Source organism: Candidatus Omnitrophota bacterium, from assembly GCA_028693815.1.
Lineage (GTDB): Bacteria > Omnitrophota > Gorgyraeia > Zapsychrales > Aceulaceae > Aceula.
In genome coordinates, this window is record JAQUUP010000013.1 from 26,498 (window position 1) to 50,365 (window position 23,868).

Annotated in this window: 22 protein-coding genes, 1 pseudogene and 1 riboswitch; of the genes and pseudogenes, 21 read left to right on the top strand and 2 right to left on the bottom strand. The window is 36.0% G+C overall.

All coding sequences use genetic code 11. From position 1 onward, the window contains the following. The first annotated feature begins 10 nt into the window (after window positions 1-10). From PHY73_05570 to crtI, 9 genes are all read left to right on the top strand, one after another. Window positions 11-559, top strand: a complete 549-nt coding sequence (locus PHY73_05570) for a prepilin-type N-terminal cleavage/methylation domain-containing protein (protein MDD3375173.1) — start codon at window positions 11-13, stop codon at window positions 557-559. Between the two features lies 1 nt (window position 560). Further along, entirely contained in the window at window positions 561-2,066 is a 1,506-nt protein-coding gene (locus tag PHY73_05575; protein MDD3375174.1) for a pilus assembly PilX N-terminal domain-containing protein, read from the top strand. Window positions 2,067-2,107: 41 nt separating this feature from the next. After that, window positions 2,108-2,632, top strand: a complete 525-nt coding sequence (locus PHY73_05580; GenBank protein MDD3375175.1) for a chromate transporter — start codon at window positions 2,108-2,110, stop codon at window positions 2,630-2,632. A 101-nt stretch (window positions 2,633-2,733) separates the two neighbouring features. Beyond that, complete coding sequence (locus tag PHY73_05585; protein ID MDD3375176.1) at window positions 2,734-3,126, top strand: desulfoferrodoxin family protein; 393 nt, start codon at window positions 2,734-2,736, stop codon at window positions 3,124-3,126. 3 nt (window positions 3,127-3,129) lie between these two features. Continuing rightward, window positions 3,130-3,759 carry a hypothetical protein gene (locus PHY73_05590; GenBank protein MDD3375177.1) on the top strand — a complete coding sequence of 210 codons (630 nt, stop codon included), beginning with the start codon at window positions 3,130-3,132 and terminating at the stop codon, window positions 3,757-3,759. Window positions 3,760-3,777: 18 nt separating this feature from the next. Beyond that, a complete protein-coding gene (locus PHY73_05595) occupies window positions 3,778-4,194 on the top strand; it encodes a DoxX family protein (GenBank protein ID MDD3375178.1) in 417 nt (138 codons plus the stop codon). Window positions 4,195-4,211: 17 nt separating this feature from the next. After that, window positions 4,212-5,420, top strand: a complete 1,209-nt coding sequence (locus tag PHY73_05600; protein ID MDD3375179.1) for an NAD(P)/FAD-dependent oxidoreductase — start codon at window positions 4,212-4,214, stop codon at window positions 5,418-5,420. A gap of 13 nt (window positions 5,421-5,433) precedes the next feature. Then, window positions 5,434-6,312: a tetratricopeptide repeat protein gene (locus PHY73_05605; GenBank protein ID MDD3375180.1), complete on the top strand. Its 879-nt coding sequence runs from the start codon at window positions 5,434-5,436 to the stop codon at window positions 6,310-6,312. A gap of 8 nt (window positions 6,313-6,320) precedes the next feature. Continuing rightward, window positions 6,321-7,787, top strand: coding sequence for a phytoene desaturase family protein (gene crtI / locus PHY73_05610; GenBank protein MDD3375181.1), 1,467 nt, complete (start codon window positions 6,321-6,323; stop codon window positions 7,785-7,787). Here crtI and PHY73_05615 read toward each other — a convergent pair. After that, entirely contained in the window at window positions 7,753-8,643 is an 891-nt protein-coding gene (locus PHY73_05615) for a phytoene/squalene synthase family protein (protein ID MDD3375182.1), read from the bottom strand. The genes crtI and PHY73_05615 overlap by 35 nt on opposite strands. 105 nt (window positions 8,644-8,748) lie before the next feature. Here PHY73_05615 and PHY73_05620 point away from each other — a divergent pair, with 105 nt between their 5' ends. The 3 genes from PHY73_05620 to PHY73_05630 all read left to right on the top strand — a co-directional run bounded on the left by PHY73_05620 (window position 8,749) and on the right by PHY73_05630 (window position 12,615). Further along, complete coding sequence (locus PHY73_05620; protein MDD3375183.1) at window positions 8,749-9,423, top strand: lycopene cyclase domain-containing protein; 675 nt, start codon at window positions 8,749-8,751, stop codon at window positions 9,421-9,423. A gap of 99 nt (window positions 9,424-9,522) precedes the next feature. Continuing rightward, a complete protein-coding gene (gene ilvD / locus PHY73_05625; GenBank protein ID MDD3375184.1) occupies window positions 9,523-11,271 on the top strand; it encodes a dihydroxy-acid dehydratase in 1,749 nt (582 codons plus the stop codon). A 24-nt stretch (window positions 11,272-11,295) separates the two neighbouring features. Then, the gene (locus tag PHY73_05630) at window positions 11,296-12,615 is read left to right on the top strand and encodes a PhoH family protein (protein MDD3375185.1); all 1,320 of its coding nucleotides are present in this window, start codon (window positions 11,296-11,298) and stop codon (window positions 12,613-12,615) included. A gap of 90 nt (window positions 12,616-12,705) precedes the next feature. Here PHY73_05630 and PHY73_05635 read toward each other — a convergent pair whose 3' ends face one another. Then, a complete protein-coding gene (locus PHY73_05635) occupies window positions 12,706-12,876 on the bottom strand; it encodes a 4Fe-4S binding protein (protein ID MDD3375186.1) in 171 nt (56 codons plus the stop codon). Window positions 12,877-13,071: 195 nt separating this feature from the next. Between PHY73_05635 and PHY73_05640 the strand changes: the two genes are divergently transcribed. From PHY73_05640 to PHY73_05680, 9 genes and pseudogenes are all read left to right on the top strand, one after another. Next, window positions 13,072-13,551, top strand: coding sequence for a metal-dependent transcriptional regulator (locus PHY73_05640; protein ID MDD3375187.1), 480 nt, complete (start codon window positions 13,072-13,074; stop codon window positions 13,549-13,551). Window positions 13,552-13,553: 2 nt separating this feature from the next. After that, on the top strand, window positions 13,554-14,246 hold the full coding sequence (locus tag PHY73_05645; protein ID MDD3375188.1) for a transcriptional repressor: 693 nt from the start codon (window positions 13,554-13,556) through the stop codon (window positions 14,244-14,246). Window positions 14,247-14,251: 5 nt separating this feature from the next. Beyond that, window positions 14,252-16,510 carry a Fe(2+) transporter permease subunit FeoB gene (gene feoB / locus PHY73_05650; GenBank protein MDD3375189.1) on the top strand — a complete coding sequence of 753 codons (2,259 nt, stop codon included), beginning with the start codon at window positions 14,252-14,254 and terminating at the stop codon, window positions 16,508-16,510. A 10-nt stretch (window positions 16,511-16,520) separates the two neighbouring features. Next, window positions 16,521-16,745 (top strand): FeoC-like transcriptional regulator, encoded by a 225-nt coding sequence (locus PHY73_05655; protein MDD3375190.1) that lies wholly within the window; start codon window positions 16,521-16,523, stop codon window positions 16,743-16,745. Between the two features lie 114 nt (window positions 16,746-16,859). Continuing rightward, a pseudogene (locus tag PHY73_05660) lies at window positions 16,860-17,824 on the top strand (putative sulfate exporter family transporter). A 2-nt stretch (window positions 17,825-17,826) separates the two neighbouring features. After that, window positions 17,827-21,519: a PAS domain S-box protein gene (locus tag PHY73_05665; GenBank protein ID MDD3375191.1), complete on the top strand. Its 3,693-nt coding sequence runs from the start codon at window positions 17,827-17,829 to the stop codon at window positions 21,517-21,519. A 103-nt stretch (window positions 21,520-21,622) separates the two neighbouring features. After that, the gene (locus tag PHY73_05670; GenBank protein MDD3375192.1) at window positions 21,623-22,333 is read left to right on the top strand and encodes a response regulator; all 711 of its coding nucleotides are present in this window, start codon (window positions 21,623-21,625) and stop codon (window positions 22,331-22,333) included. A gap of 77 nt (window positions 22,334-22,410) precedes the next feature. Then, a complete protein-coding gene (locus PHY73_05675; protein ID MDD3375193.1) occupies window positions 22,411-22,908 on the top strand; it encodes a hypothetical protein in 498 nt (165 codons plus the stop codon). Window positions 22,909-22,945: 37 nt separating this feature from the next. Further along, window positions 22,946-23,086, top strand: a riboswitch (cobalamin riboswitch). A 347-nt stretch (window positions 23,087-23,433) separates the two neighbouring features. Continuing rightward, a partial coding sequence (locus tag PHY73_05680) for a TonB-dependent receptor plug domain-containing protein (GenBank protein ID MDD3375194.1) occupies window positions 23,434-23,868 on the top strand: 435 nt, incomplete at its 3' end.

Here is a 23,868-nt window from a genome sequence, read left to right on the forward strand (position 1 = left end):
AAAAATGGAAATGCAAAAAGTTAAAAGAAAAAAACAGTCATTAAAAGGTTCAACGCTAGTTGAAGTTATGGTGACGATGTTAATTTTTTCCATTTTGATGGGTGCTTTGTATATGTCTATGAATGTGAGTCAAACTGCATGGGCTGTTAATAGCGCTCAGATTGGTCTTCAGAGAGAATTGCGCAAAGCCATGGAGCAAATGAAAAAAGAGATATTTGAGACCGGATCAATTGCTATTAATGATGTTCCCGCAAATGGCAATTGGTATCCGTCGATTAGAATTCGTAGGCCTGCTGGGCTTTCAGCGAACTCATCTATTGTTTGGCAAGCAAATATGATTCAGTATATTTTAGGAGGAGCTGATTTAACAGAACTTCATCAGATTAATTCTGTGGGACCAACGGTAGACATTGTGGCGCATAACATTCAATCTGTGCAGTTTAGAAGGCAGTCAGAAACTCCGGATGTTGTAGAAGTTGCGCTTGTTGGAGAGGATGCAACATTAAAAGGTGATCCTTTGACATATCAGCTAAATTTTAAAATAGAATTGAGGAATTGATATGGATAACGAGCAAATAAGAACTATGTTTAGAAAATTAAAAAACAGAAGAGGAAGCTTGTTATTGATTTCTTATCTTGCGATTGTTGTTTTGATTGGCTTGAGCGCTGCTTTTATGTTGTATGCAACGAATGAAGCGCGTATTTCAGAAAGGCAGAGACTTGAAACTGTAGCTTTTTATATTGCAGAGTCTGGATTGCAGAGAATGGTATATGATTTAAAATTAGATTATGCTTCAACAGGAAGCTGGAATGATGGAGACATTGGACCTTTTAATATTGGGCCAGATACAAGTAGTCCGTATGTTGTTCCTTATGTCGATACTTCTTTAAATGGAGGACAATATTTGGTTAGTTTAAGGAACGTAGCTTCTTCTAGCGAGATAAAAATCATTTCGACAGGGACTATTCAAGGCGCAACTTCAACTATTGTGGCTTATGTTTCGGCAAAAAATACATCTCCTTGGGATTACGTTATTTTTGCTGGGGCAGGACAAGCCGGGGCAATGATCAATGGGACAGTTGATATTGCGGGATCTGTCCTTATTTTAGGAACCGGGCTTGATCCAACAGATTTAGCTGTCAATTTAGGTGGAACAGCAGATTTTGTTCAAAATAATTATTCAGGCTTGGATGCGGCTTTGCAAGCAAAGATCTCGCCTCTTCCAACAACGATTTTTAATGGAGAAACTGTTTCGACTCTGAACGCTGAGCTTAGAGTCAAAAATGGTGTTGTTGCATTAAGTGGAAGCGCGGGCATTGGTAGCCCTGATGTGGCTGGTAATTCTGTTAAGGAAACTGTTGACGCTGTTTATGTGACGGATGGATGGGGAGGTAACAAAGGAGCTAATAATGTTTTTTCAGACAATGGGACAACAAGGGCTTATGACTTAGGGGATTCTGTTGTGTTTCCAAGCTTATCTGACCCTGATCCAGATAATCCAAGCTTGACTGTTCAGCAAAAATTTCGATCAGAAGCACTTATTTTGACGAATGAGCTTAGTAATCTTAAGCCTAATAGTTCTTTTTCTTACACAGACGGTATTAATAGTATCAGCATGGATGGCAGTGGAAATTTATCCATTACAGGAAAAATTTATATTGATGGTGATAATAATCTAAATTTTAATAAAAATAATACCGGCACAACAATAACTTATAGTGGAAAAGGAACAGTCTTTGTCACCGGCAGCGCGGAAGTTAACACAAATTTGATAACGTCAGGCAACAATTCTTTTCCAGCGAATTCGTTTGGGATCATGACTCCGCATACAATTGGATTTTATGAAGCGCAGACAGCTGTTATGGGCGCGTTTTATGCAGAAGACACAATTACGATTACGAAGCAAACTGATGTGATTGGTACGATTGTTTCAAATTATTTTGATATGGGAACTAATGTTCCATCGATTTACCAGGCTCCTGATTTATCTAGAAATCTTCCTCCCGGCATGATTGGTGGAAGTTCAAGTGTGATTCTTGATATTTTCTTTTGGTATGAGACATAAAAAGCATAAATTGAAGTAATATTACATTAAGGAGAGCGGCGGTGGCTTTGCTTGATCTTTTTTTGGTTTTTTTTCGGATTGGTTTGTTTGCCGTTGGTGGTGCATATTCTTTTTTGCCTTTAATTGAAAAAGATGTTGTTGAGCGATACCATTGGTTGGCAAAAGAAGAATTCCTAGAGGTTTTGGGTATTGTTAAAATTTTCCCGGGTGCGATTTCAGTTAAGTTTGCAACCTATACAGGGAATAAGGTTGCTGGGATTCCTGGAGCTATTGTTGCCAACATTGCCAATCTCTTATCACCTGTTATTCTTGTTTTGGTTGCGACGTATTTTTATAATCAATATAAAGATATTCCATCAGTCAAAGGTGCTTTTAGTACAATTCAGATTGTTATTTTTGCGATGATTATAGCGGTTGGCTTTCAGACGGTTGGTGTTATGAATTTGATGAGCTGGAAAAATGTTCTTTTGGTCATTGTTGCATTCAGCCTTTTTATGTTTACAAAGATTCATCCTGCTTTAATTATTTTTGGAGCCGGCATTTTAGGGGCATTAGCTTGTCGATAGATGAATTTCTATTTTTTAAAGAGGTCCTTTTCTTAAAACTTTGTTTGTGTTAATATGTTTAAGAATAAAATTTATTAACATACATTATTCAAGGAGGAAAAATGTCTTGTAATCGATCTGAAATTTATACATGTTCCAATGATGATAATTGTGATTGTTTGGTAGAAGCGGTTAGGGGGTGTGCGGAAAATTGTGAGATTTCTTGTTGCGGAAATCCGCTTAAGAAAGCTGAGCCAAAGACGGCTGATCAAGGAAAAGAAAAACATGTTCCAGTGGTTGAGAAAATAGAAGGTGGGTACAGGGTTAAAGTCGGCGAAGTTCCTCATCCAATGGAAGAAGATCATTATATTGAATTTATTGAGCTTAAAACATGTGATGAAGTTCATCGTAAATATCTAAAGCCTGGCGTTGCGCCGGAAGCTATTTTTATGACAGAGGCACAGGATGTTAAGGCTATCGAGTTTTGCAATAAACATGGACTTTGGATAAAATAAGATATGTTAAAAATTATTATTCATGAACTTAAAAGTCATTCTTCGTTTACTATTTTTGGAGCCTTGTTTGGCGTTGTTTTGATGGCAGCTTTTCAAAGGATTCCAGAGAATATTGCGTATAACACATTTTATGTTTTGCATCCTTTGCATGTTTTTTTAAGTGCACTTACTACCGCTTCGATGTATCACCGCCATAAATGTGAGAAGTTAAAGAAAAAATGCAATATTTGGATGTTGCTTCTGATTGGATATATTGGATCTGTTGGTATCGCAACGTTGAGTGATTCTGTGATCCCGTATTTAGGTGAGACACTTTTAAACATGCCGCATCGGGAAATGCATGTTGGTTTTATTGAAAAGTGGTGGCTTATTAATCCTCTTGCGATTGCGGGTATTGCTATTGCTTATTTTAAGCCAACGACAAAATTTCCTCACGGGGCGCATGTTTTAATTAGCACGTGGGCTTCGTTGTTTCATGTTATTATGGCTATGGGAAATCCTTTAGGTGTTGGTGCTTACATTGGCATATTTTTGTTCTTATTTTTAGCTGTTTGGGTTCCTTGTTGTGTGAGCGATATTGTTTTTCCGCTTTTGTTTGTTAAAGATGATGAGCGAGTAAAGTGTAGTTGTTAACACAATAACTAAGGAGAGATGATGTGCTGCGAAATCTGTAAAAAAATAGGTAAAACAAGCGCTGGATGGAGTGTTAATTTGCTGCGTCTTTTTATTGCTTGGATTTTTATTAAGTCTGGAGCAGGAAAGCTTTTCGGATGGTTTGATGGACCTGGAATTGAGAATTTTATTACATTTATGGGTAGTTTAGGATTTTTATCGCCGATGGCTTATTTTGTCGGATGGACTGAATTTATTGGCGGCATTCTTTTTGCTTTTGGGCTTTTGACGCGCGTGACAGCTGTTAGTTTTATAATTGTTATGGTGGTTGCTATTGTTAAAGTTCATCCAAATGATTATTTTTATCCTGCGACTGTTTTGATGAGTTCGTTGGTTATTCTTCATCTTGGGGCGGGAAAATTTTCTTTAGATTGGCTTTTGACAAGAAATAAATAATTTTAAAAGGAAATTTTGTGCAAAACAAAACTCCGCGTATTTTAATTCTTGGTGGTGGATTCGCCGGAATCTACACCGCTCTTGAATTTGAAAAAGTGCTTGCTCATGGTTTTGATGCAGAAGTAATATTAGTATCAAGCCAAGATCATTTTCTTTTTACTCCGATGTTACATGAAGTTGTCTCTGGGGATTTAAGGGATGACAACATCACAATTCCTATTAGAAAAATCTTAAAGAATATTCGCTTTGTTCATGCAGATGTTTTATCTGTTGATTTGGTGAAACAATTTCTAAAAATAAACAATGGCGAATTGTTTTATGATTATGTGATTTTAGCTTTGGGAGCTGTTCCTAATTTTTTTGAGATGGATCATGTTGCTCAAAAAGCATTGCCTATGAAGAAAGCAGGGGATGCTGTTAAGATTCGTGCTCAGATTGAGGCATGTTTTAAGAAAGCAAGCGTTGAGTCTGACGAAGACACTCAGAAGAAGCTGCTTACTTTTGTTGTTGCGGGTGGAGGATTTACTGGGGTAGAAACCATTGGAGCGATTAGTGATTTTGCTCAAAGAATGCTAAAAGTGTATTCTAGCATTTCTTCCGATTTAATAAAAATTTGCTTGATTCATCCTGGTAGCGAGATTGTGCCAGAGATGAGCTCTAAAATGGGTTTGTATGCTAAGAAAAATTTTGAAAAACGAAATATTAAAATAAAGCTTCAGGCGAGTGTTGTTGATTTCTCAGAACAAGGAGTTTGTTTAAATGACGGAGAAATAATTTTTGCCGAGACAATGGTTTGGGCAGCAGGCAATAAGGCAAGTCCTGTTGTTGAATCTTTGGATTTACCAAAAGAAAAGGGCCGAATCATTGTGGATGAATATTTTCAAGTTAAGGGATTTCCGAGTGTTTGGGCGATTGGGGATTGCGCATTTGTTCCTGATAAAAAACGTGGTGGATCACATCCTCCAACGGCACAGCATGCCGTTCGAGAGGCGAAGGCAATGGCTCAAAATTTGATAGCAACCATTAAAGAAAAGCCAAAAAAAATATTTTATTTTGATACTTTAGGGCAAATTGCTAATATTGGCGGAAGAAGAGGAATAGCAACAGTTTTGGGTTTCGATGTTACGGGAATTTTAGCTTGGATTTTATGGCATATTGTTTATTTGCTTAAATTACCTACTTCTGGTAAAAAGATAAAGGTGCTTGGAAGGTGGATATTTCATTGATTTACAAAATATTATGCGATTTCTAAAGTATTTAATTATTTTTCTTTTTTTGTCTGCTTGTTTTGCAGGTTCTGTTGATTGGATTTCGCTGCACAACAGGGCAGATCAGCTGTTAGACCAAAATTTGGTTGATGATCCTTTTTCGAATTTAGATCAGATTTCTGCGATGTATTTATCGGGATTAGTAGCGCTTAACAATTATCAAGTAGATCAAGCTGCCGAATTGTTTCGAAATATTCTAAAATTAGATCCTAACAATATTGCAGCAAAATGGGGTAAAGCTGAATGTTTGCGCCGAGAGCATGATTATGAAAAGGCAATCCCTATTTTAGAAGAGGTTATTAAAGCTGATCCAGAGTTTTCGCCAGCCTATATTTCTCTTGCATATATTAAATATATCCAAAAAGATTTCGATGGGTCAATACGATTAACTGGAAAAGTAATTAATCAGGGAAAAAGAGGTCAGGCTGATGATAAGAATTATTTACGTGCTCATGGATTGTATGCGGCGGCTAAGGGGATGATTGCTCATTATGGAGGTCCAGTCTCTAAAGCGATTAATGGAGCTGGTGTTTTAAAGCATTTGTCCATTATAAAAGAAATGAGTCCAAATGATCCTGTTGTTAATTTTGGGCTTGGAAGTTATTATATGCTTATTCCGGTTGCTTTTGGTCAAGACTTAGAGAAGGCAAAGGAATATCTAGAGAAAGCGATTGAAGCGGATCCCCTTTTTCCGGATCCATACGTACGTTTAGCTCAAATTTATTTAAAAAATGGGGATCAAGAGAAATATGATCAATATATTAATAAAGCATTATTGTTGGATTCAAAGAATGAAATTGCGATAGATGTAAAAACAAGAAACTGTTATTTTATTTGTTTAACACAATAGAGGAATATATGAAAGAAAATCAGAGAATTGCTATTATTGGAGCTGGCGTTGGTGGGCTTTCAGCCGCTGCGCGATTGTCTTTTCGAGGTTTTGATGTTGATGTTTTTGAGAAGCTCGATCGATGCGGAGGAAGAAATAATTTGATTGAAGATAAGGGTTTTAAGTTTGACACGGGACCATCGTTTGTTTTGATGCCTGATTTTTTCGAAGAAGTTTTTTTAGATTGCTCAGAAAAAATGAGTGATTATTTAGATTTGAAAGTTTTGGAAACAAATTATAAAATTTTTTATTCGGATGGAGATGTCTTTAGTGTTTTTAAAGATTTAGAAAAGACAAAAGCAGAGATTGAGCGATTTGAGCAAGGTGGCTCGATTGGTTTTGATGAATTTATCAAAAAGACAGAGAATTTTTATAAAGCGGTTCGTCCGCTTCTTTTTAAATGCTTTACAAAGAAAGCTTTGCTTAATCCTCGGTATTGGAAGCTGCTTTTTCAATTGGAACCTTTCTCAACTTATTGGAATTTGGCTAGAAAATTTTTTAAAAATGAGAAGCTTTGCTATGCGTTTACGTTTGAAGCGATGTTCATGGGGGTTTCGCCTTTTGAGGCGCCCGCATTTTATAGTATTATTTCTTATGCTGACCATATTCAAAAAATAGCTCATCCGATGGGCGGTATGTATGAGATTCCAAAGGCGCTAGAAAAGATTGCCATTAAAAATGGGGCGAAATTTCATTATAATTCTGAAGTTAAAATGATTTATCCTCGAAGTGGTCAGATTTGCATGCAAGTCAAAGGTGAATCGCAGATGTTTGATAAGGTCATTATTAATGCAGATTATGCATATGTGCAAGAAAAACTTTTAAAGAGGAAGATTCCAGATTATCAATATTCTTGCTCTGTATTTTTGCTCTACTTGGGCTTAAAAGAGAAATTAAAGAATCTTGATCATCATAATTTGTTTTTTGCAGATGATTTGCGAAAAAATCTAAATGATATTTTTAAGACAAGCTCTGTTTCGCTGGATCCATCTTTTTATGTCCACGTTCCAACTGTTACTGACTTGACGCTTGCGCCCAAAGGTAAAGAGATTGCTTATATCCTCATTCCTGTTCCGAATTTAGAAATGAAAAAAGATGATATGGGTGAGTTTGAATCAAGAATGAAGGAAATTGTTTTTGAGAAAATAAATCAAGTGACTGGTCAGAACATTGAGAGTTTAATTGAAGTTGAACATAAGTTTTACCCGAATGATTTTATTGCTCGTTATAATATTAAAAATGGGGCGACATTTGGTCTTGCCCATAATTTGTTTCAGAGTGCATTCTTTAGGCCTCCTAATATCGACAGTAAAAATAAGAATATTTTTTATGTTGGAGCAAGCACTCAGCCTGGAGGGGGCTTGCCAGTTGTGATGGCCAGTTCAAAGATTGTTTCTGATATTATCTCGGAGGAGAAACAAGAAAGTCATTTTTGAAGAATTGAACAATACAGTAGAGAGTTTTTATTATTTTTGTTTTTAATGAGATAAATACTTTTTTAGAAAAGATATTATAGTTATTTCTTTCAATTTCATTTAATATTTCTGAGTATAAAGTCATCATTAAGAATGTTACGAAACGACAGCGAGTGTCTGCAATGAATTGGATGCCTCGGCTAGCTTTTGAATAATACAGACGAGTTAATTTAATATGATCAATCATTAAGTTTTTAAAATTTTCTTTTGTATTATGTGTTTTAATATCAGATTCTGTTATTTTGTGTTTCATTAGATTTTGCTTGGGGATATAAATACGACCAAGCTCAAAATCTTCTTTGATGTCTCGTGCAATATTTGTTAGCTGAAAAGCAATTCCGAGTTCAACGGCATGAAGCTCTGCTAGAGGATTTGTGTAGTTGAAAATTTTGAGCATAATAAGCCCGATGACCCCGGCAACTCTATAGCAATAAGTATAAAGTTCGTCGAAATTAGTATATCTTGTTTTTTCTAAGTCCATCGACATTCCTTCAAGGAGTTCGTCAAAATATTTCTTTGGGATATCATAATTTTGGATTGTTTTTCTAAAAGCGCAAAGAATAGGATCGAATAGTTCTTGATTGTTGTAGCATTTTTGGATATTGTCTTGAATCTTGGCAAGATCTTTTTTTCGGTTTGTCGATATGTCAGCCGCGTCATCGCTTAATCGGCAGATCGAATAAACGCTATAAGCGGCAAGGCGTTTTTGTTTTGGTAGAAAAAAGGAACAGAGATAAAATGTTTTTGAATTCTTTTTGGTGATTTTTTCTGCTTGCTTAAAGCCTTGAGAAATTAATTTGTTATTTTTATTAACCATTGTTTTATTCTATCTGAAAAATGAAATGTTTCCAAATGAAAAATTGCTCTTGCAGGGAACTTATTTTAAACATAAAACAACGATCATTCATAAAAGGGAGATGAGATGAGTTTTTATTTGTGGATTGATATTATTATTGTTAGTATCCCGCTGTTATTATCTTTTGAGAAAAAAATTTTTTATTTTAAGAAATGGCCATATGTATTAGGGTCTGTTTTGATCGTAGGGCCTGTTTATATTGCTTGGGATATTTTAGCGACAGATCTTGCGCATTGGTCTTTTAATCCTCAGTATGTTGGGACTGCTCGAATTTTTAATTTGCCGATTCCTGAGGTCTTGTTCTTTGTTGTTGTGCCATTTAGTTGTATTTTTATTTATGAAGTGGTGCAATATTTCTCAAAAGATCGAGAAATTTATTTTAATAAAAATATTATTTATGCCTTTGTTTTTATTCTGATGGGATTATCCTTATTTTATGAGAATCAAGATTACACATCGATTAGTTTAGTATTTTTAGCTGGATTTTTGTTTTTATCTGTTAGTTCGTTCAGGAAGATTGTTTTTAGAAAAAATTTCTTTCTTTATTTAGCTATATGTTATATTCCGTTTTTGATATTTAATGGGATTTTAACAAGTATCCCGGTTGTGATGTACAATCCTAAAGCAATATGGGGTATGCGAATTTTTTCTATTCCGATAGAGGATTTTATTTATAATCTTACTTTTCTTGGATTTTCTGTTGTTATATATAAAGTTCTAATCGATAAAAAGTTTTCTTAAAATTCTTATCTTGGTAAAACAAAGTGTTTTGTCTTGTTTGAAGATAGAATTAAGGTAAAATAAAATCTAACTTATAAATCAACTACTTAGAGGTGCATTATGTCAAATAGCGCGGTTAATCAAGGAATTGAAAATGTTCGAAAAAAAGGAAGTGGTGTTTTTCGTGAAGGCGCTCACATGCTTCCAAGTGTATCTTTGATGATGGCAGAAGGTGTTTTGAAATCTATTAAGGATTTAAAGAAGCCATTTGTTACGATTATTAATTCTTACACAACGCAGATTCCAGGTCATGCTCATTTGGATCAGTTGGGTGCAATTGTTAAAAAGGAATTAGAAAAACAAGGTGTCAATGTTTGGTATGCTAATGTCGGGGGCGCCATCTGTGACGGAATTGCAATGGGACATTTTGGCATGAAATATTCTCTGGCTTCTCGTGAGCTTATCACAGATCAAATCGAAACTATTATTGGGGCTCATCCATGCGATGCTTGGATTGGCATTGGTAATTGTGACAAAATTGTTCCAGCGATGTATAACGCCATGGTTCGGATCAATATTCCCGCCATTTATGTCAGTGGAGGCCCTATGCTCGCAGGTTCGCGTTGCACAGATCTTGTTTCGATTTTTGAGGGTGTTGGCAAACATAGCGCAGGAAATATGAGCGCAAAGGCATTGGAAAAATTGACGTCTTGTGCTTGCCCGAGTTTCGGAAGTTGTTCGGGTATGTTTACGGCAAATTCTATGAATTGCTTGGGCGAAGTTTTAGGATTTGCACTTCCCGGAAACGGAACTATTACGGCAACGGTTCCTGTGAAGGGCAAAAAGCATCAATACAAATTAAATCCAAAAAGAATCGATCTTGTAAAAAAAGCCTCGCGTCAGCTTTTGGTTTTATTAAAAAATAAAATACGTCCTCTGGACATCTTAAAAAAACATTCTATTGATAATGCTTTTATTCTTGATATGGCTATGGGGGGATCGACGAATACTGTGTTACATGTTTTGGCTTTAGCTCATGAGGCTGGTATTAAATATGATTTAAAACGTATTAATCAGCTTTCAAAGGTAACGGCAAATGTTATTAAGATTTCTCCATCAAGAATGGATGTACACATCCAAGATGTGCACAACATCGGAGGTATGGGCGCGATTTTAAAATCAATAGATCAGGGCAACAAAACACCGTTAAATTTAGACGCTAAGACTGTCTATGGTACGCTTCGTAGTTATGTTAAAAAATCTCCTGCACCAGATGGAAAGATATTGCGATCTGTTAAGAATGCTTTCTCAAAAGAGGGGGGATTGACTATTTTATTTGGCAATATCGCACGCAAAGGATCTGTTGTAAAAATAAGTGGTGTTGATGAAGACATGTTTGAGTTTTCCGGTCCAGCACGCATTTATGAGTCTCAAGAAGATGCTTTGGAAGGTATTTTAAAAGGGCAGGTAAAAAATGGAGAAGTGGTTGTGATTCGGTATGAGGGGCCAAAGGGCGGTCCTGGCATGCAAGAGATGCTTTCACCAACATCGGCTCTTAAGGGTGCAGGCATTCGCGCGGCATTGATTACAGATGGACGGTTTTCTGGTGGGACACGAGGACTTTGCATTGGCCATATTTCCCCGGAAGCAGCGGCTGGCGGAGAAATTGCGATTCTTAAAGATGGGGATATTATAGAAATTGATGCGCATAAAAGTAAATTGCATGTTAAGTTGTCTGGCGCTGAAATTAAAAGACGTTTAGCCAAGCTGAAGCCTTTTAAGACCAAGGTGCAAGGTGGCTGGCTTAAAAGATATGCGGCGTTTGTTACAAGCGCTGACACAGGAGCTGTTTTAAAGAATCCACAATAAAAACCAAAAGGAGCAAGAGGCTAAATGAAAAAGAATTTTGTTTTAGACACCAATGTCTTGATTCACAATCCGCATTCGATTTATTCTTTTGCTGATAATAATGTTATTATTCCTGTTGTTGTGATCGAAGAGCTTGATGAGTTCAAGACGAGTCCAGATAAAAACGGGATGCATGCTCGTGAGGTTTTAAGAGAAATTGACGGCTTGATTAAGAAAGGAGCTCTTAAAAAAGGGGCTAAAATGTCAAACGGAGGGACGCTGATTCTTTCATTTGGCCCAAAAGATGTCGAGCTTCCAGATATTGATGCGCGACTTAGTGATAATAAAATTTTAGCCGTTGCATGGGATTTGCAAAATAAGAAGCAAGATGTTTTTTTTATATCTAAAGATATTAATGCGCGTATTAAGGCAGAGGCTTTGGGGATTAAATCTTCGGATTATGAAAAACAAAAAGTTGAATATTCTCATCTATATAAAGGTTGGCGCGAGATTGAAATCTCAAAAGATGAGCTTAATCAGCTTTATGCGCAAGATAAACTTGAGGTCAAGGGGTATACTTTGTTTGAAAATGAGCATGTTTTTGCAAAGGCTAAAGATGATCCCGCTTCTTCAGCTATTTGTCGGTATGATAGTTCTGAAAATATGCTTACTCCCATTAAAAAAGAATTTTCTGCGATGGGAATTCGTCCGCTTAATATGGAGCAGCGTTTTGCTTTTGATCTTCTTCTAAATGATAAAGTTAAGCTGGTTACATTAGTTGGACAAGCTGGAACAGGAAAGACTTTGATGGCGATTGCGTGTGGACTTTCTATGATTACTGAAAAAACCGCTACATATGAAAGGCTTTTGGTGGCGAGACCGATTATGCCTTTGGGAAAAGACATTGGATATTTGCCTGGAACTATGGAAAAGAAGCTGGCTTATTGGATGCAGCCGATTTATGATAATTTAGAATTTATTTTAAAGCGCTCTGTTGTTGCAAAAGCTGAAGGAGTGGCCACGAGTGAGCTCACAGCAGATTCTCTGATGAAATCAGGATTAATTCAAGTCGAAGCGCTTACGTATATTCGTGGGCGTAGTATTCCAAATCAGTTTTTGATTGTTGATGAGGCGCAGAATTTAACCCCGCATGAAATTAAAACAATTGTTTCGCGTGCAGGCGAAGGGACAAAAATTATTTTAACGGGGGACCCGGATCAGATTGATAATCCTTATTTGGATGCGAATTCAAATGGACTTTCGTATGCGGTCGAACGATTAAAGAAGCATAAAATTTTTGGCCATGCATTTTTGGCTAAAAGTGAACGATCAGAATTGGCTTCTTTGGCGGTTAATGAGCTATAAGTAGAATTTTAAGAGAACAGTAAAAGAAAAGAGCCCGTGGTTATCCACGGGCTCTTTTCAGTAACCTTTAAAAAAGATTTTTAAAAGTTCTTATTCGGCAACAATTGCTTCAGTAGGGCATACACCGACACAAGCACCACAATCAATGCATTTTTCAGCATCAATTTTGTAAATAGGGTCGCCTTGGCTGATTGCATCTACTGGGCACTCTGGAACACAGGTTCCGCATGCGATACATTTATCTGTAATTTTATGAGCCATAACAGAATCCTTTCTTTAAAATTCTTTATTTAAATGAAATTGTATCATATTTTTTTTATAACACAATAGCAAAATCTAAGATTTATTTGTTTATTTAGGAAATTGTCATTTTAGCTTTGGTGTTTGATTAGACTTGACAGCTTATATCTTAAATGTTAGACTTGTCTAACATTTAAGGAAAGATCAGCATTCATTATGATAGAAACTAAAAAAAGACAAGAAAACGTATTAAGCTCAAGTATGGAAGATTATCTTGAGTGCATTTTTGTTCTTAAAGAAACAAAAAATGTTGTTCGCGTGTGTGATTTAACTCAGTTGATGAATGTTAAGACATCGAGCACAGCAAGTGCTTTAAATTTTCTTTCAAAAACCGGGTATGTGATTCATGAGCGTTATGGCTGTGTGCAGCTTACAGAACAAGGCGAAAAGTTGGCAAAGCTTATTTATCGCAGGCATAAGACGCTTATTCGTTTTATTGATGAAATTTTAGGGGTCAACAAAAAGATCGCGGCTCAAGATGCTTGTAAAATTGAACATGCGATCAGCGTTGATACGTTTGAAAGATTATCAAAGTTCTTAGAATTTATGGATGAGGGTCATCATGTCAAATGGCTCTCTGATTTTCGTCAATATTGTAACGACAATCAAAGTTTTAAAAGAAAAACAAAAGGATAGCTATGTTATACGGAGATTTTCATATTATTTCTAGAGAGGTACAGGATCATCTTTGCGATCTTTTGCATAATAAGGGGCGTATTGATAAAAATATTTGTCCTGATATTATTCGGGAATTTTCTTCATGTGAAGATCATGTGTCTGTTGAAGATTTTTATAAAATTCTTCAAAATAAGGGAGTTGATATTGATAAATCAGATGTTGAGAAATCATTAAAATTATTTTCTGAGATAGGATTTGCTTCTGAACTTCAGTTTGAAGGAGAAAATTTTAAACGGTATGAGCAGTTGCATTCTGAAAATCACCATGATCATTTTGTTTGCGTAAAATGTAATAAAGTTATGGAGTTTACAAGTGATCAGCTTGAATCGCTTCAGAATTCTTTAATTTTTCAGAAAGGATGCCGACCGTTATTTCATAAGCTAGAAGTTTATGGTGTTTGTGATCAATGCCAAAAGACAACTAATGAAATTGTTCCTATTACTCTTGTCTCTGAAAACCAAACTGTTCGCCTGGCAAAGATGCAAGGAGGCGCGGCTCTTCGTAAGCGTTTGATGGATTTGGGGCTTGTTCCTAATGGAGATTTTAAAATTATCAAAAATTCACATTTTGGACCAATTGTTTTAGAGCTTAAAGACGCGCGTATTGCGATCGGTCGAGGCGAAGCAAAACAAATCTTGGTTTATAAACCTTAAAGAATATGAAGAAAAAATCAATTATTGCTGTGGTTGGAAACCCAAATTGCGGCAAAACTTCATTATTTAATATTCTAACAAAATCTAGGCGAAAAGTAGGCAATTGGCCAGGTGTCACAGTTTCGCGCGAAGAAGGAAGCTATACGTACAGAGGAAGGTTTGTTTTGGTTGTTGATCTTCCAGGTATTTATTCTTTGTCAGCGTCTTCTTTAGATGAGAAGATTGCTCGAGAATATATCCTTCATCAAAAACCAGATTTGGTGGTCAATATTGTTGATGCGTCAAATCTTGAGCGTAATTTATATTTAACAATACAGCTTATTGAAATGCGTGTTCCTTGTGTTGTTATTTTAAATAAAATGGATATTGCGAAATCTTTGGGAATTCGCATTAAGCTTGAAGAGCTTTCAAGAAATTTAAATGTGCCGATTTCTTGTACGGTTGCTAGCAAAGATCAAGGTATTGACGATGCAAAGGATTTGATTGAAGATGCTTTAAATAAAAAATTAGTATCTAAGTCAAACATTTATTTTCCGAAGGAGATTGAGCAAGGCATAAAAGAGATCTCGTTATTTCTTAAAAATAACCCAGAGGATAAAAAAGATTTTGAAGGGAATTCCCGGTGGATAGCGACTAAGCTCTTGGAAGAAAAAGATTTTCTTAAAGAGACGCGCGTTAAAAATCCTTTGTTTGATATTCTTAATGATGTTCAGCAAAGATCTAAGGAAATCTTAGGGGAACAAGCCGATATTATTATTGCCGATAGTCGCTATGGATTTATCAATTCTTTGTGTAAAAAAGTTGTTATTAAAAATAGGGTGGTGAGACGAGATATTTCCGATTTGATTGATAAATTTGCGCTGAATCGATATTTGGGTATTCCGATTTTTCTTTTAGCAATGTATTTAACATTTTGGATAACGATTAGTTTTGGAGGATGTTTTGTTGATTTTTTTGATCTTTCATTTGGTGCGATTTTTGTAGATGGTTTTCGAAATATTTTGACACTTATTAATGCTCCAGAAATTCTTAAAGTATTTTTAGCCGATGGGCTGGGGGGAGGAATTCAAACGGTTGCGACATTTGTTCCGACAATATTTTTTATGTTCTTTTGTTTAGCAATTTTGGAAGATTCAGGATATATGGCGCGGGCTGCTTTTGTTATGGATGGGCTGATGCGTGCTATTGGGCTCCCAGGAAAAGCCTTTGTTTCGATGCTAATGGGTTTTGGATGTAATGTTCCTGCTATTATGTCGACGAGAACATTGGAAAGTGTTCGTGATCGTACTTTAGCGGTTGTTATTAATCCTTTTATATCTTGTGGTGCAAGATTGCCTGTGTATGCAGTTTTTGCGGCTGCTTTTTTCCCTTCTAACGGAGGGTTGGTTATTTTTGCTCTGTATGTGATTGGAATTCTTTGTGCTATTATGACAGCTTTTTTGCTTAAAAATACTGTTTTAAAGGGAGACCCTTCCGCTTTTATTATGGAACTTCCTCCCTATCATAAGCCCACTCTGAAAGGCATCTTGGTGCATACATGGGAAAGGCTTAAGGGATTTATTTTTAAAGCTGGAAAAGCGATCCTTTTTGTTGTTGTGCTTTTAAATCTTTTATATGCTTTTTCGGGAGGATCGAATTTAAGAGAGCAGGGGAGCGGGTCTGTTTTAAAGCAAGGAGGACAATTTGTGCTTCCGGTCTTTAAACCAATGGGAATAAGGCAGGAGAATTGGCCAGCTGTTATTGGAATTTTTACAGGAGTTTTTGCTAAAGAATCCGTTGTTGGCACGCTAGATTCATTGTATAGAAGAACTGAGAATAGAGAAGGTCTTGATGAAAATTTTAATTTTGGCTTGAGGATAAAACAGGCATTTTTATCTGTTCCAGAAAATATAGAAAAATTAAACCTTCCATTTTCTTCTAAAGAAGACCGTGTTAATAATAATGAGATATCGGGAAGTTTTCGGTTTTCTTTGATTCAAAATTTTGATGGAAAAGTAGGGGCTTTTGCATATCTTTTGATGGTTCTTCTTTATATGCCTTGTATTGCAACAATTGCGGCAATTAATGCTGAGCTGAATTTAAAATGGATGATTTTTAGCATTCTTTATTCTTCTTTGCTGGGCTGGTCTGTCGCAGTCTTGTTTTATCAGACAGCTCGTTTTTATATGCATCCGATAGAATCATTGGGTTGGATTCTTTTTATTGGTATGATGCTTTTCTCGTGCTTTATTTTTATAAAAGATTACTTTAAGAAATATTTATAATATTAAGAATATGCTTATTAAAATAAAAGAATTATTTGAGAAGCAAAAGATTTTATCCTTGGAAGAGCTTTCGACATATTTTCAAGTTGAGCCAACGGCTATGGAGAAAATGCTGGATATTTTAGTTGAGAAAGGATTTATCCAAAAGAAAGTCATTGAATGCAAAACAACATTATGTGCGGATTGTGCCCAATCTTGTGGCTCAGCGAAGCTTGTTTTCTTTGAAAAGTTGTAAAGATAAGATTTTTAAAAGCCTTTTTTGTTTATAGTTTTTTGCGGTATAATGTGTTTGCACCTTAGAGTTGATCTCAAAACTTGAAAAAGAGAAGGGCAGTCGATGGAAAATCAAATGAAAATATCAGAAAATAAATGTGGTATTTTTCTTGCCCTTGTTGTTGGACTTGCGGCTTTTTTTCTTCAAGAAATTACTTTGAACCCTCTATTGGATCCTCTTTTTGTTGCTCTTTTATTTGGCATTTTTATCAATTCCTTTTTTCGCATTCCTAAGCAATGCTTTTCCGGCATTGATCGTGCCCCGACTTTATTTATTCCGATTGGAGTTGTTCTGTACGGGTGCGTTAATCTAAATTTTAAAACATTTGCATTTATTAAGTTTGACTTTATTTTTTTGATTCTATTTGTTTTTATAATTTACATTATTTCTGTACTTTTTTATCTTCCATTTTAAGGCTTAAGGAAAAAGTGGGGTATCTCTTGACGGCTGGCTCTGCTATTTGTGGCGCTTCTGCGGTTGTCATTGCCTCGAAAGCTATCGATGCTGATCCGGATGAAGTTTCTGTTAGTTTGGTTCCGATTTTTATTTCTGGAATGATTGGTTTGTTTGTTATTTTGCCGCTAGTTTCTTTATGGCTTAAAATGTCAGATGTCGATTATGGTGTTCTTTCTGGCAGTGTTTTACAATTTACTGGCTTTGTTAAAGTTGCTGTTCGAGATTTTCCAGACTATATAAAATTGTTAGCTATTTCGGTTAAGGCGATTCGATATTCAGGATTATTATTTTTAATTCCGTTATTTGCAAGTTTTTCTAAAGGGAGACTTTATGTTCCTTGGTATCTGTGGGGGTTTTTGTTAGGAGGCCTGATCTTTACATTTTTTCCTATTGTTGAGCCTCTTCGTCCAGTGTTAAAAATTATTTTGACATTATTTTGGAGCGTTGCGATGGCGGCGATTGGGTTAAGCGCGAGTTTTAAAAGTGTATTTTCTAGGCAGGGAATGAAAGCATTCGCTGTAAGCTTGCTTTCTTTTTTAATTGTTGTTGGTGTTTTTTTATTGGGAGCGTATTTTAGCGTCTGATTATGAAAATAGGTATCAAATTAATTTTAGGTTTTTTAATTGTTGTTTTTCTTCTAGCGGTTGTCGGTTATGTGGCGACGAACATAAGTCGTCGAGCGCTTGAAAAAAATATTGGAAAAAGTTCTGCTGTTTTGGCTCGAACAACATTGGGTAAGATCGATAGAGATATCTTTAATAAAATTCAAGCCTTTCGCGAAATCTTTTTTGATCCAAATTTCCAGAAAAGTCTTCGAGACTCTAATAAAGAATTTTCTAAGATTGAAGATTTCCCATCCTATGTTAAGGAGCATGAAAAACTTTGGGATAAAATTGGACAAGGGGAAATGCCTTTGTTCATTTCTGATTCTTTAGAAAATCCTTTGGCACAGCTTCTTAGAAATCGATTGTTATTTTATTCTGGTGAATACGGATATCCTGTTTTTGGAGAGGCTTTTATTACGAATCGATATGGGGTTAACATTGCACAAACTTCAATGACAACGGATTATTATCAGGCTGACGAAAACTGGTGGATTCAGGCAAAAGAAAAAGGGCTGTTTGTGGAGGATGTTAATTTTGATGCGAGCTCTAATATGAATGCAATTAACTTCTGCTTAAGAATTAATGATGTTAATGGAGATTTTTTAGGTGTTTTAAAAGTTGTTTTTAATCTTGACGGAGTTTTTGATATTATTGATTCTGTAAAGCAAGCTGAAATTGAGCCAACGATAGGATTTTTAGATTTACAAATTGCTATTCCAGATTTTCAGCTTTTTACAAGAAATGGAGAGTTAATCTATCCTTTCAAAACACATTTTTTGAAAACAGTCCAGGGGCAGAGTTCTTTTTCATCTTTTGAAAGATTTCTGAGTGATTACCCTCGTTATTTTGTTATAAAAGAAAAAGATCAGGAAACAAAACTTGTTGCGTATTCGCAATCAAGAGGGTTTGGTGATTATAAAGGCTTGGGATGGGTTTTAGTTTTGTCTTTTAAAGGGGACGAAGTTTTTTCTGATATTAATCGAATAAAAAGTATTATCCTCATTGTTTCTTTGATTGCGATGGGTCTTTCAATTTTAATTGGATTTATCATTTCTGATTCGATTTCGAGTCGGTTAATTAAACTTAGAAATGCAACATCTGAAGTTGGAAAGGGAAATTTGGATATTGTGATTCAGGCGGATACTCAGGATGAACTTGGTGAATTGGCCGAAGCGTTTAATCAGATGACGATCAATCTTAAAGATGTTACGGCTAGCAAGAATGATCTTGATCGTGAAATCTTAAGGCGAGAAAGAATTGAGGATGCCCTTAGGCGAGAGAAGGATCTTGCGAGACAATATTTGGATATTGCTGGCGTTATGATGGTAGCGCTAGATATAGAAGGAAATATTATTTTAATTAATGAACGAGGATGCGAGATTTTAGGCTATCGCAAAGAAGAAATTCTAGGACAGAATTGGTTTGATTTGTTTTTGCCTCAAAAGAATGCGAAACGCATAAAAGAAGTTCATGCTCGCTTGATGGCAGGTGAGACTGAACTTTTGCGCTATTATGAAAATTCAATTTTAACAAAGCGGGGGGAAGAAAGAAACATTCTTTGGAGCAATTCATCGCTTAAAGGAGAAGATGGTCAATGCATCGGTATCCTAAGCTCAGGAGAGGATGTTACGGAGCGACGAAAAAGTGAAAAGATCATTTCTTTGCAAAGAGACTTAGGGATTATGTTATCTGCTAGGCATAATCTAAAGAATGCCTCTGAAGATCTTTTGCAAATTATGTTGCAGATTGAGGAGTTTGATTCTGGAGCGATTTATTTAATCGAAAAAGAAACAAAGAAGCCAAGGTTAATTATTCAAAAAGGATTTACTGAAGAGTTTGCAGCTATTTGTGAGAATTTAGATGTTAGTCAGGAGAAAGTGCAGTGTGTCTTAGAAGGGCGTGCGGTTTATGGTCTTTATTCAGAAGTTGCTGCTCAACTAGATGGAGTCCGCCGAAATGAAGGTCTGCGTGGCGTTGCGATTACTCCGGTTGAAGATCGAGGAGAAGTGGTGGCGATTATTTTTCTTTCATCTCATTTTTATAAAGATATTTCTCTTTTAACGCGAAATGCTATTGAGATTATTGCGGCGCGCTTAGGCGGTGTTATTGCGCGCATTCGAACAGAAGAAGATTTGATGGCAAGTGAAGATCGTTATCGTGTTATGGCAGAACAGACCGGACAGCTTATTTATGACCACGATCTTGTTTCGCAAAGAGTTTATTGGTCAGGGGCGATTGAAAAGGTCACAGGATATACTCCGGAAGAATATTTACATGTTGATTCAGATGAATGGGTTTCGCATATTCATCCAGATGACAGGACTGAGGTGGTATCTAGGTTTAATGAGAAAATGAAGAATTTGCAGCCTTTTGATGTTGAGTATCGATTTTGTCAAAAAGATGGTCATTATATTTATCTTGAGGAGCATGGCGTTTTTTTGACAGATGAACATGGTGTTGCCAATCGAATGATTGGCACGATGAGCGATATAACAAAGCGTAAAGAAGATGAGATGGCGATTAAAAAAAGTGAAGAAAAATATCGGGAGCTAGTTGAAAGCGCTAATAGTATTATTTTGCGTATGGATCAAGAAGGAAGGGTTTCTTTTTTAAATGAGTTTGCTCAGAAATTCTTTAGGTATAAACAAGAGGAAATTTTGGGCAAGAGTGTTGTTGGCACTATTGTTCCCGAGACAGATGATTCGGGGCAAGATCTAAAGCGAATGATTGAAGAAATTTGCGTTTATCCTGAGAAGTATGCGTTTAATGAAAACCAAAACATGCGCAAGGATGGATATCGAATGTGGGTTGCTTGGACAAACAAGGTTATTTTTACAGATTCTGGTACAAAAGAAATTTTATGTATTGGCACAGAGATTACAGAACGCAAAGAAGCAGAGCAAAAGCTTGAGGCGATGTTTTTAGATCTTCAGAAAGTTCATAAGCAGTTAAAGCAGGCGCAGCAGCAACTTTTGCAATCAGAAAAGATGGCAGCGATTGGTCAGCTTTCTGCTGGCGTTGCACATGAAGTTAAAAATCCTTTATCGATTATTTTGCTAAGCGTTGGGATGTTAGAGGAAACAATACGCGATTTAGGGGAAGAAGGTCAGCAGCATTTGAAAATGATCGTTGATGCGGCTGAACGTGCGAACAAGGTTGTCGTAGAGCTTCTTAATTTTTCAAGATACTCCCAGATGGAATTATCTGATATTTCTTTGCATCAAGCGCTGGATAATGTTGTTTCTCTTTCTAGGGGAACATTTAAAAATAAGGATGTTGTTTTTAACACGGAGTTTACGGATAAAGAAATTGTTGTTAAGGCTGATAAGATTTTATTGGAACAGGTCTTTTTTAATTTATTTGGCAATGCGTTTGATGCGATTGAAGACAAAGGAGAGATCAGCATCAAGACATATATTACAGAGGATGTGCAGGAAGATAAAAAGGAAGTGATTGTAGAGGTTTCAGATACGGGTAGTGGAATGCCAAAAGAGGTTAAGGACAAAATCTTCGAACCGTTTTATACAACAAAAGATCCGGGCAAGGGAACTGGATTGGGATTAAGCACAGCCTATATGATACTTGAAAGGCATGGCGCTAAAATAACTGTTGAGAGCGAAGTTGGCAAAGGGTCTAAATTTTTTGTTACAATTCCTGTTTCGAGTGTTGGATAGTTGTTATTTTTTGAAAAGATGTTTAAGAAAATTGTTGATTTTTTTTGTGGGGAGTCAAGTCATCTTGTGAATGGATGATTATAATACAAGGAGATAATCTAAAATGACAGAAAAAAGAGCTTATAAAAGAGTAGATGTTAATTTTCCTGGTCGCTTTAAATTTTCGGATAATTCAGAAGAATCCTTTGAGATTACAACAATCAATTTAAGTGCGGAGGGTATTTGTTTTCGTTCTGAATTAAAGATAGAAAAAGGACAAGAAATTGATTTATTTATTCAAGTCAAAGAGGGTCAGGAGATTTTGTTGAGGGCCGCAGCGGCATGGGCATTAAAATTGGATGATTTTGATTTGTATCGGGTGGGTGTTAAAATTGTTAAGACTGATAGCGAGGATGAAAAAAAGTTTTTTGAATTTTTTTATCAACAAATGACTGCTTTGTCTGATCGAAAAAAGAAAATTTTGATTGTTGATGATGAAAAAGATTTGGTGACTCTTTTAAAAGTTCATTTTAAGAAGGCAGGGTATGAAGTTATTGAAGCCTTTGATGGAGAGCAAGGGTATCAGAAGTATTTAACAGAGGCGCCAGATTTAATTTTGCTTGATTTAAAAATGCCTAAATTAAATGGATTTGAGGTGTGTCGAAAGATTCGTCGAGAAAGTAAAGATGAGTCGATTCCCATTATTATGTTAACGGCGCTTCAAGATGATGCGGATCGTCTTATTGGCAAGGTGGTGGGGGCACAAAAGTATATGACAAAGCCTTTTAAGGTTGAAGAGCTTTTACGAGAAGTAGAATGGCTCATTCCAGTCTAATGGAATTTCAGATATTTTAAATTGATTTTGTTTTGAATCAATATTACAATGAATTAAATTTAAAAAAGGAGTTTATTATGTTGGCATTTGGATTATTAATTTTTGGTGTTGCGATGAGGCTGTTTGTTCATCCGGCAAATTTTACGCCAGTTCTTGCCCTTGTGCTTTTTGGCGGTGTTTATCTTGATAAGAAATATGCGATGATTTTTCCTGTTTTTTTAATGATGGCAACAGACATTATTTTAGGAGCGCATTCTGTGATGATTTTTACGTGGGGTAGTTTATTGTTGATATCTGCGATTGGACTTTGGCTTCGCAATAAAAAGAGTGCGAAAAATGTTATTGCTTCTAGCCTTGTGTCTGCATTTGTTTTTTTTGTGATCACAAATTTTGGTGTTTGGTTGTCAGGATATTATCCTTTAACGCTTAAAGGGTTGTCGACTTGTTTTATGCTTGCGATTCCATTTTTTAGAATGACTCTTTTAAGCACAATTGGATATAGTATTGTATTTTTTGGAGTTTATGAAATTTTAGCAAAGCGAATAAAGCAGACTCGCTTTGCGCACGTTCTTTAAAACTTTTTTACCCCTTTTTTGTTAGAGAATTTTTTCTCTAAAGGGGTTTGCTTTAGGCGTCCTTAAAGAAATTAAAGGACTTAAAAGGGAAAATCTGTGAAAACCAGATGCAGTCCCGCTGCTGTAACTAGAAATTTTTCTAGGAGCCAGAATGCCTTCCTAAAGACTACGTATTTTTGTGCTGCGAGAAAACAGTGCAGGAATAAATGTTGAGGACTAGAGTTTCGAGGATGCACTCCCAGCTGAATTTTTCGGTTGGGAGTCTTTTTTTTGTTGTTTGCCGACTGCTATTGTTTTAAAGAGAAGGCGGACAGAACATCCTGAGGAGCTGTAAGCGACGAGGATATTTTCACTCTTTATGTTTTTAAGGAAGACGAAAAGAAGACTCTTAAGGAGCCTGATTTTAATCAGGCGACGTAGAGTTTTTTTGGAAGTTTCTAAAGGATTTCTCTGGTAACGCGAAGGATACTTTCTGGGTAAACACTTCCACCGTAAAAGCAGAAGTATTTAAAAGAAAGACAGAAAATGAAACAAAGAATAGGTTTTTTATTGATCACGGTTTTTTTAATTCCAAGCATTTGTTTTGCAATTGATGATTTTGATTTAGGAGAAATTAATATTTTAGCGAGCCGAAATAGTTTAAACATTTTAGACGTGACACAAGGTGTTTCTGTTGTTACAAGAGAGGATATTGAACAATCAACGGCAACATCTGTGCCTGAAATTATTGGGACTCAGAGCGGTATTTTTGTTGCTAATTATTTAGGTAATCCGAAGGGTGTCAATATGGATATTCGTGGGTTTGGCGAAACAAGCAAAACCAATGTGCTGGTTTTGATTGACGGGCGAAGGACAAACCAGGTTGATCTTTCTGGCGCTGATTGGGGGCAGATTAGTCTTGATTCGATTGAGCGCATTGAAATTCTAAAAGGCGCTTCAACTGTTTTGTACGGGGACAAT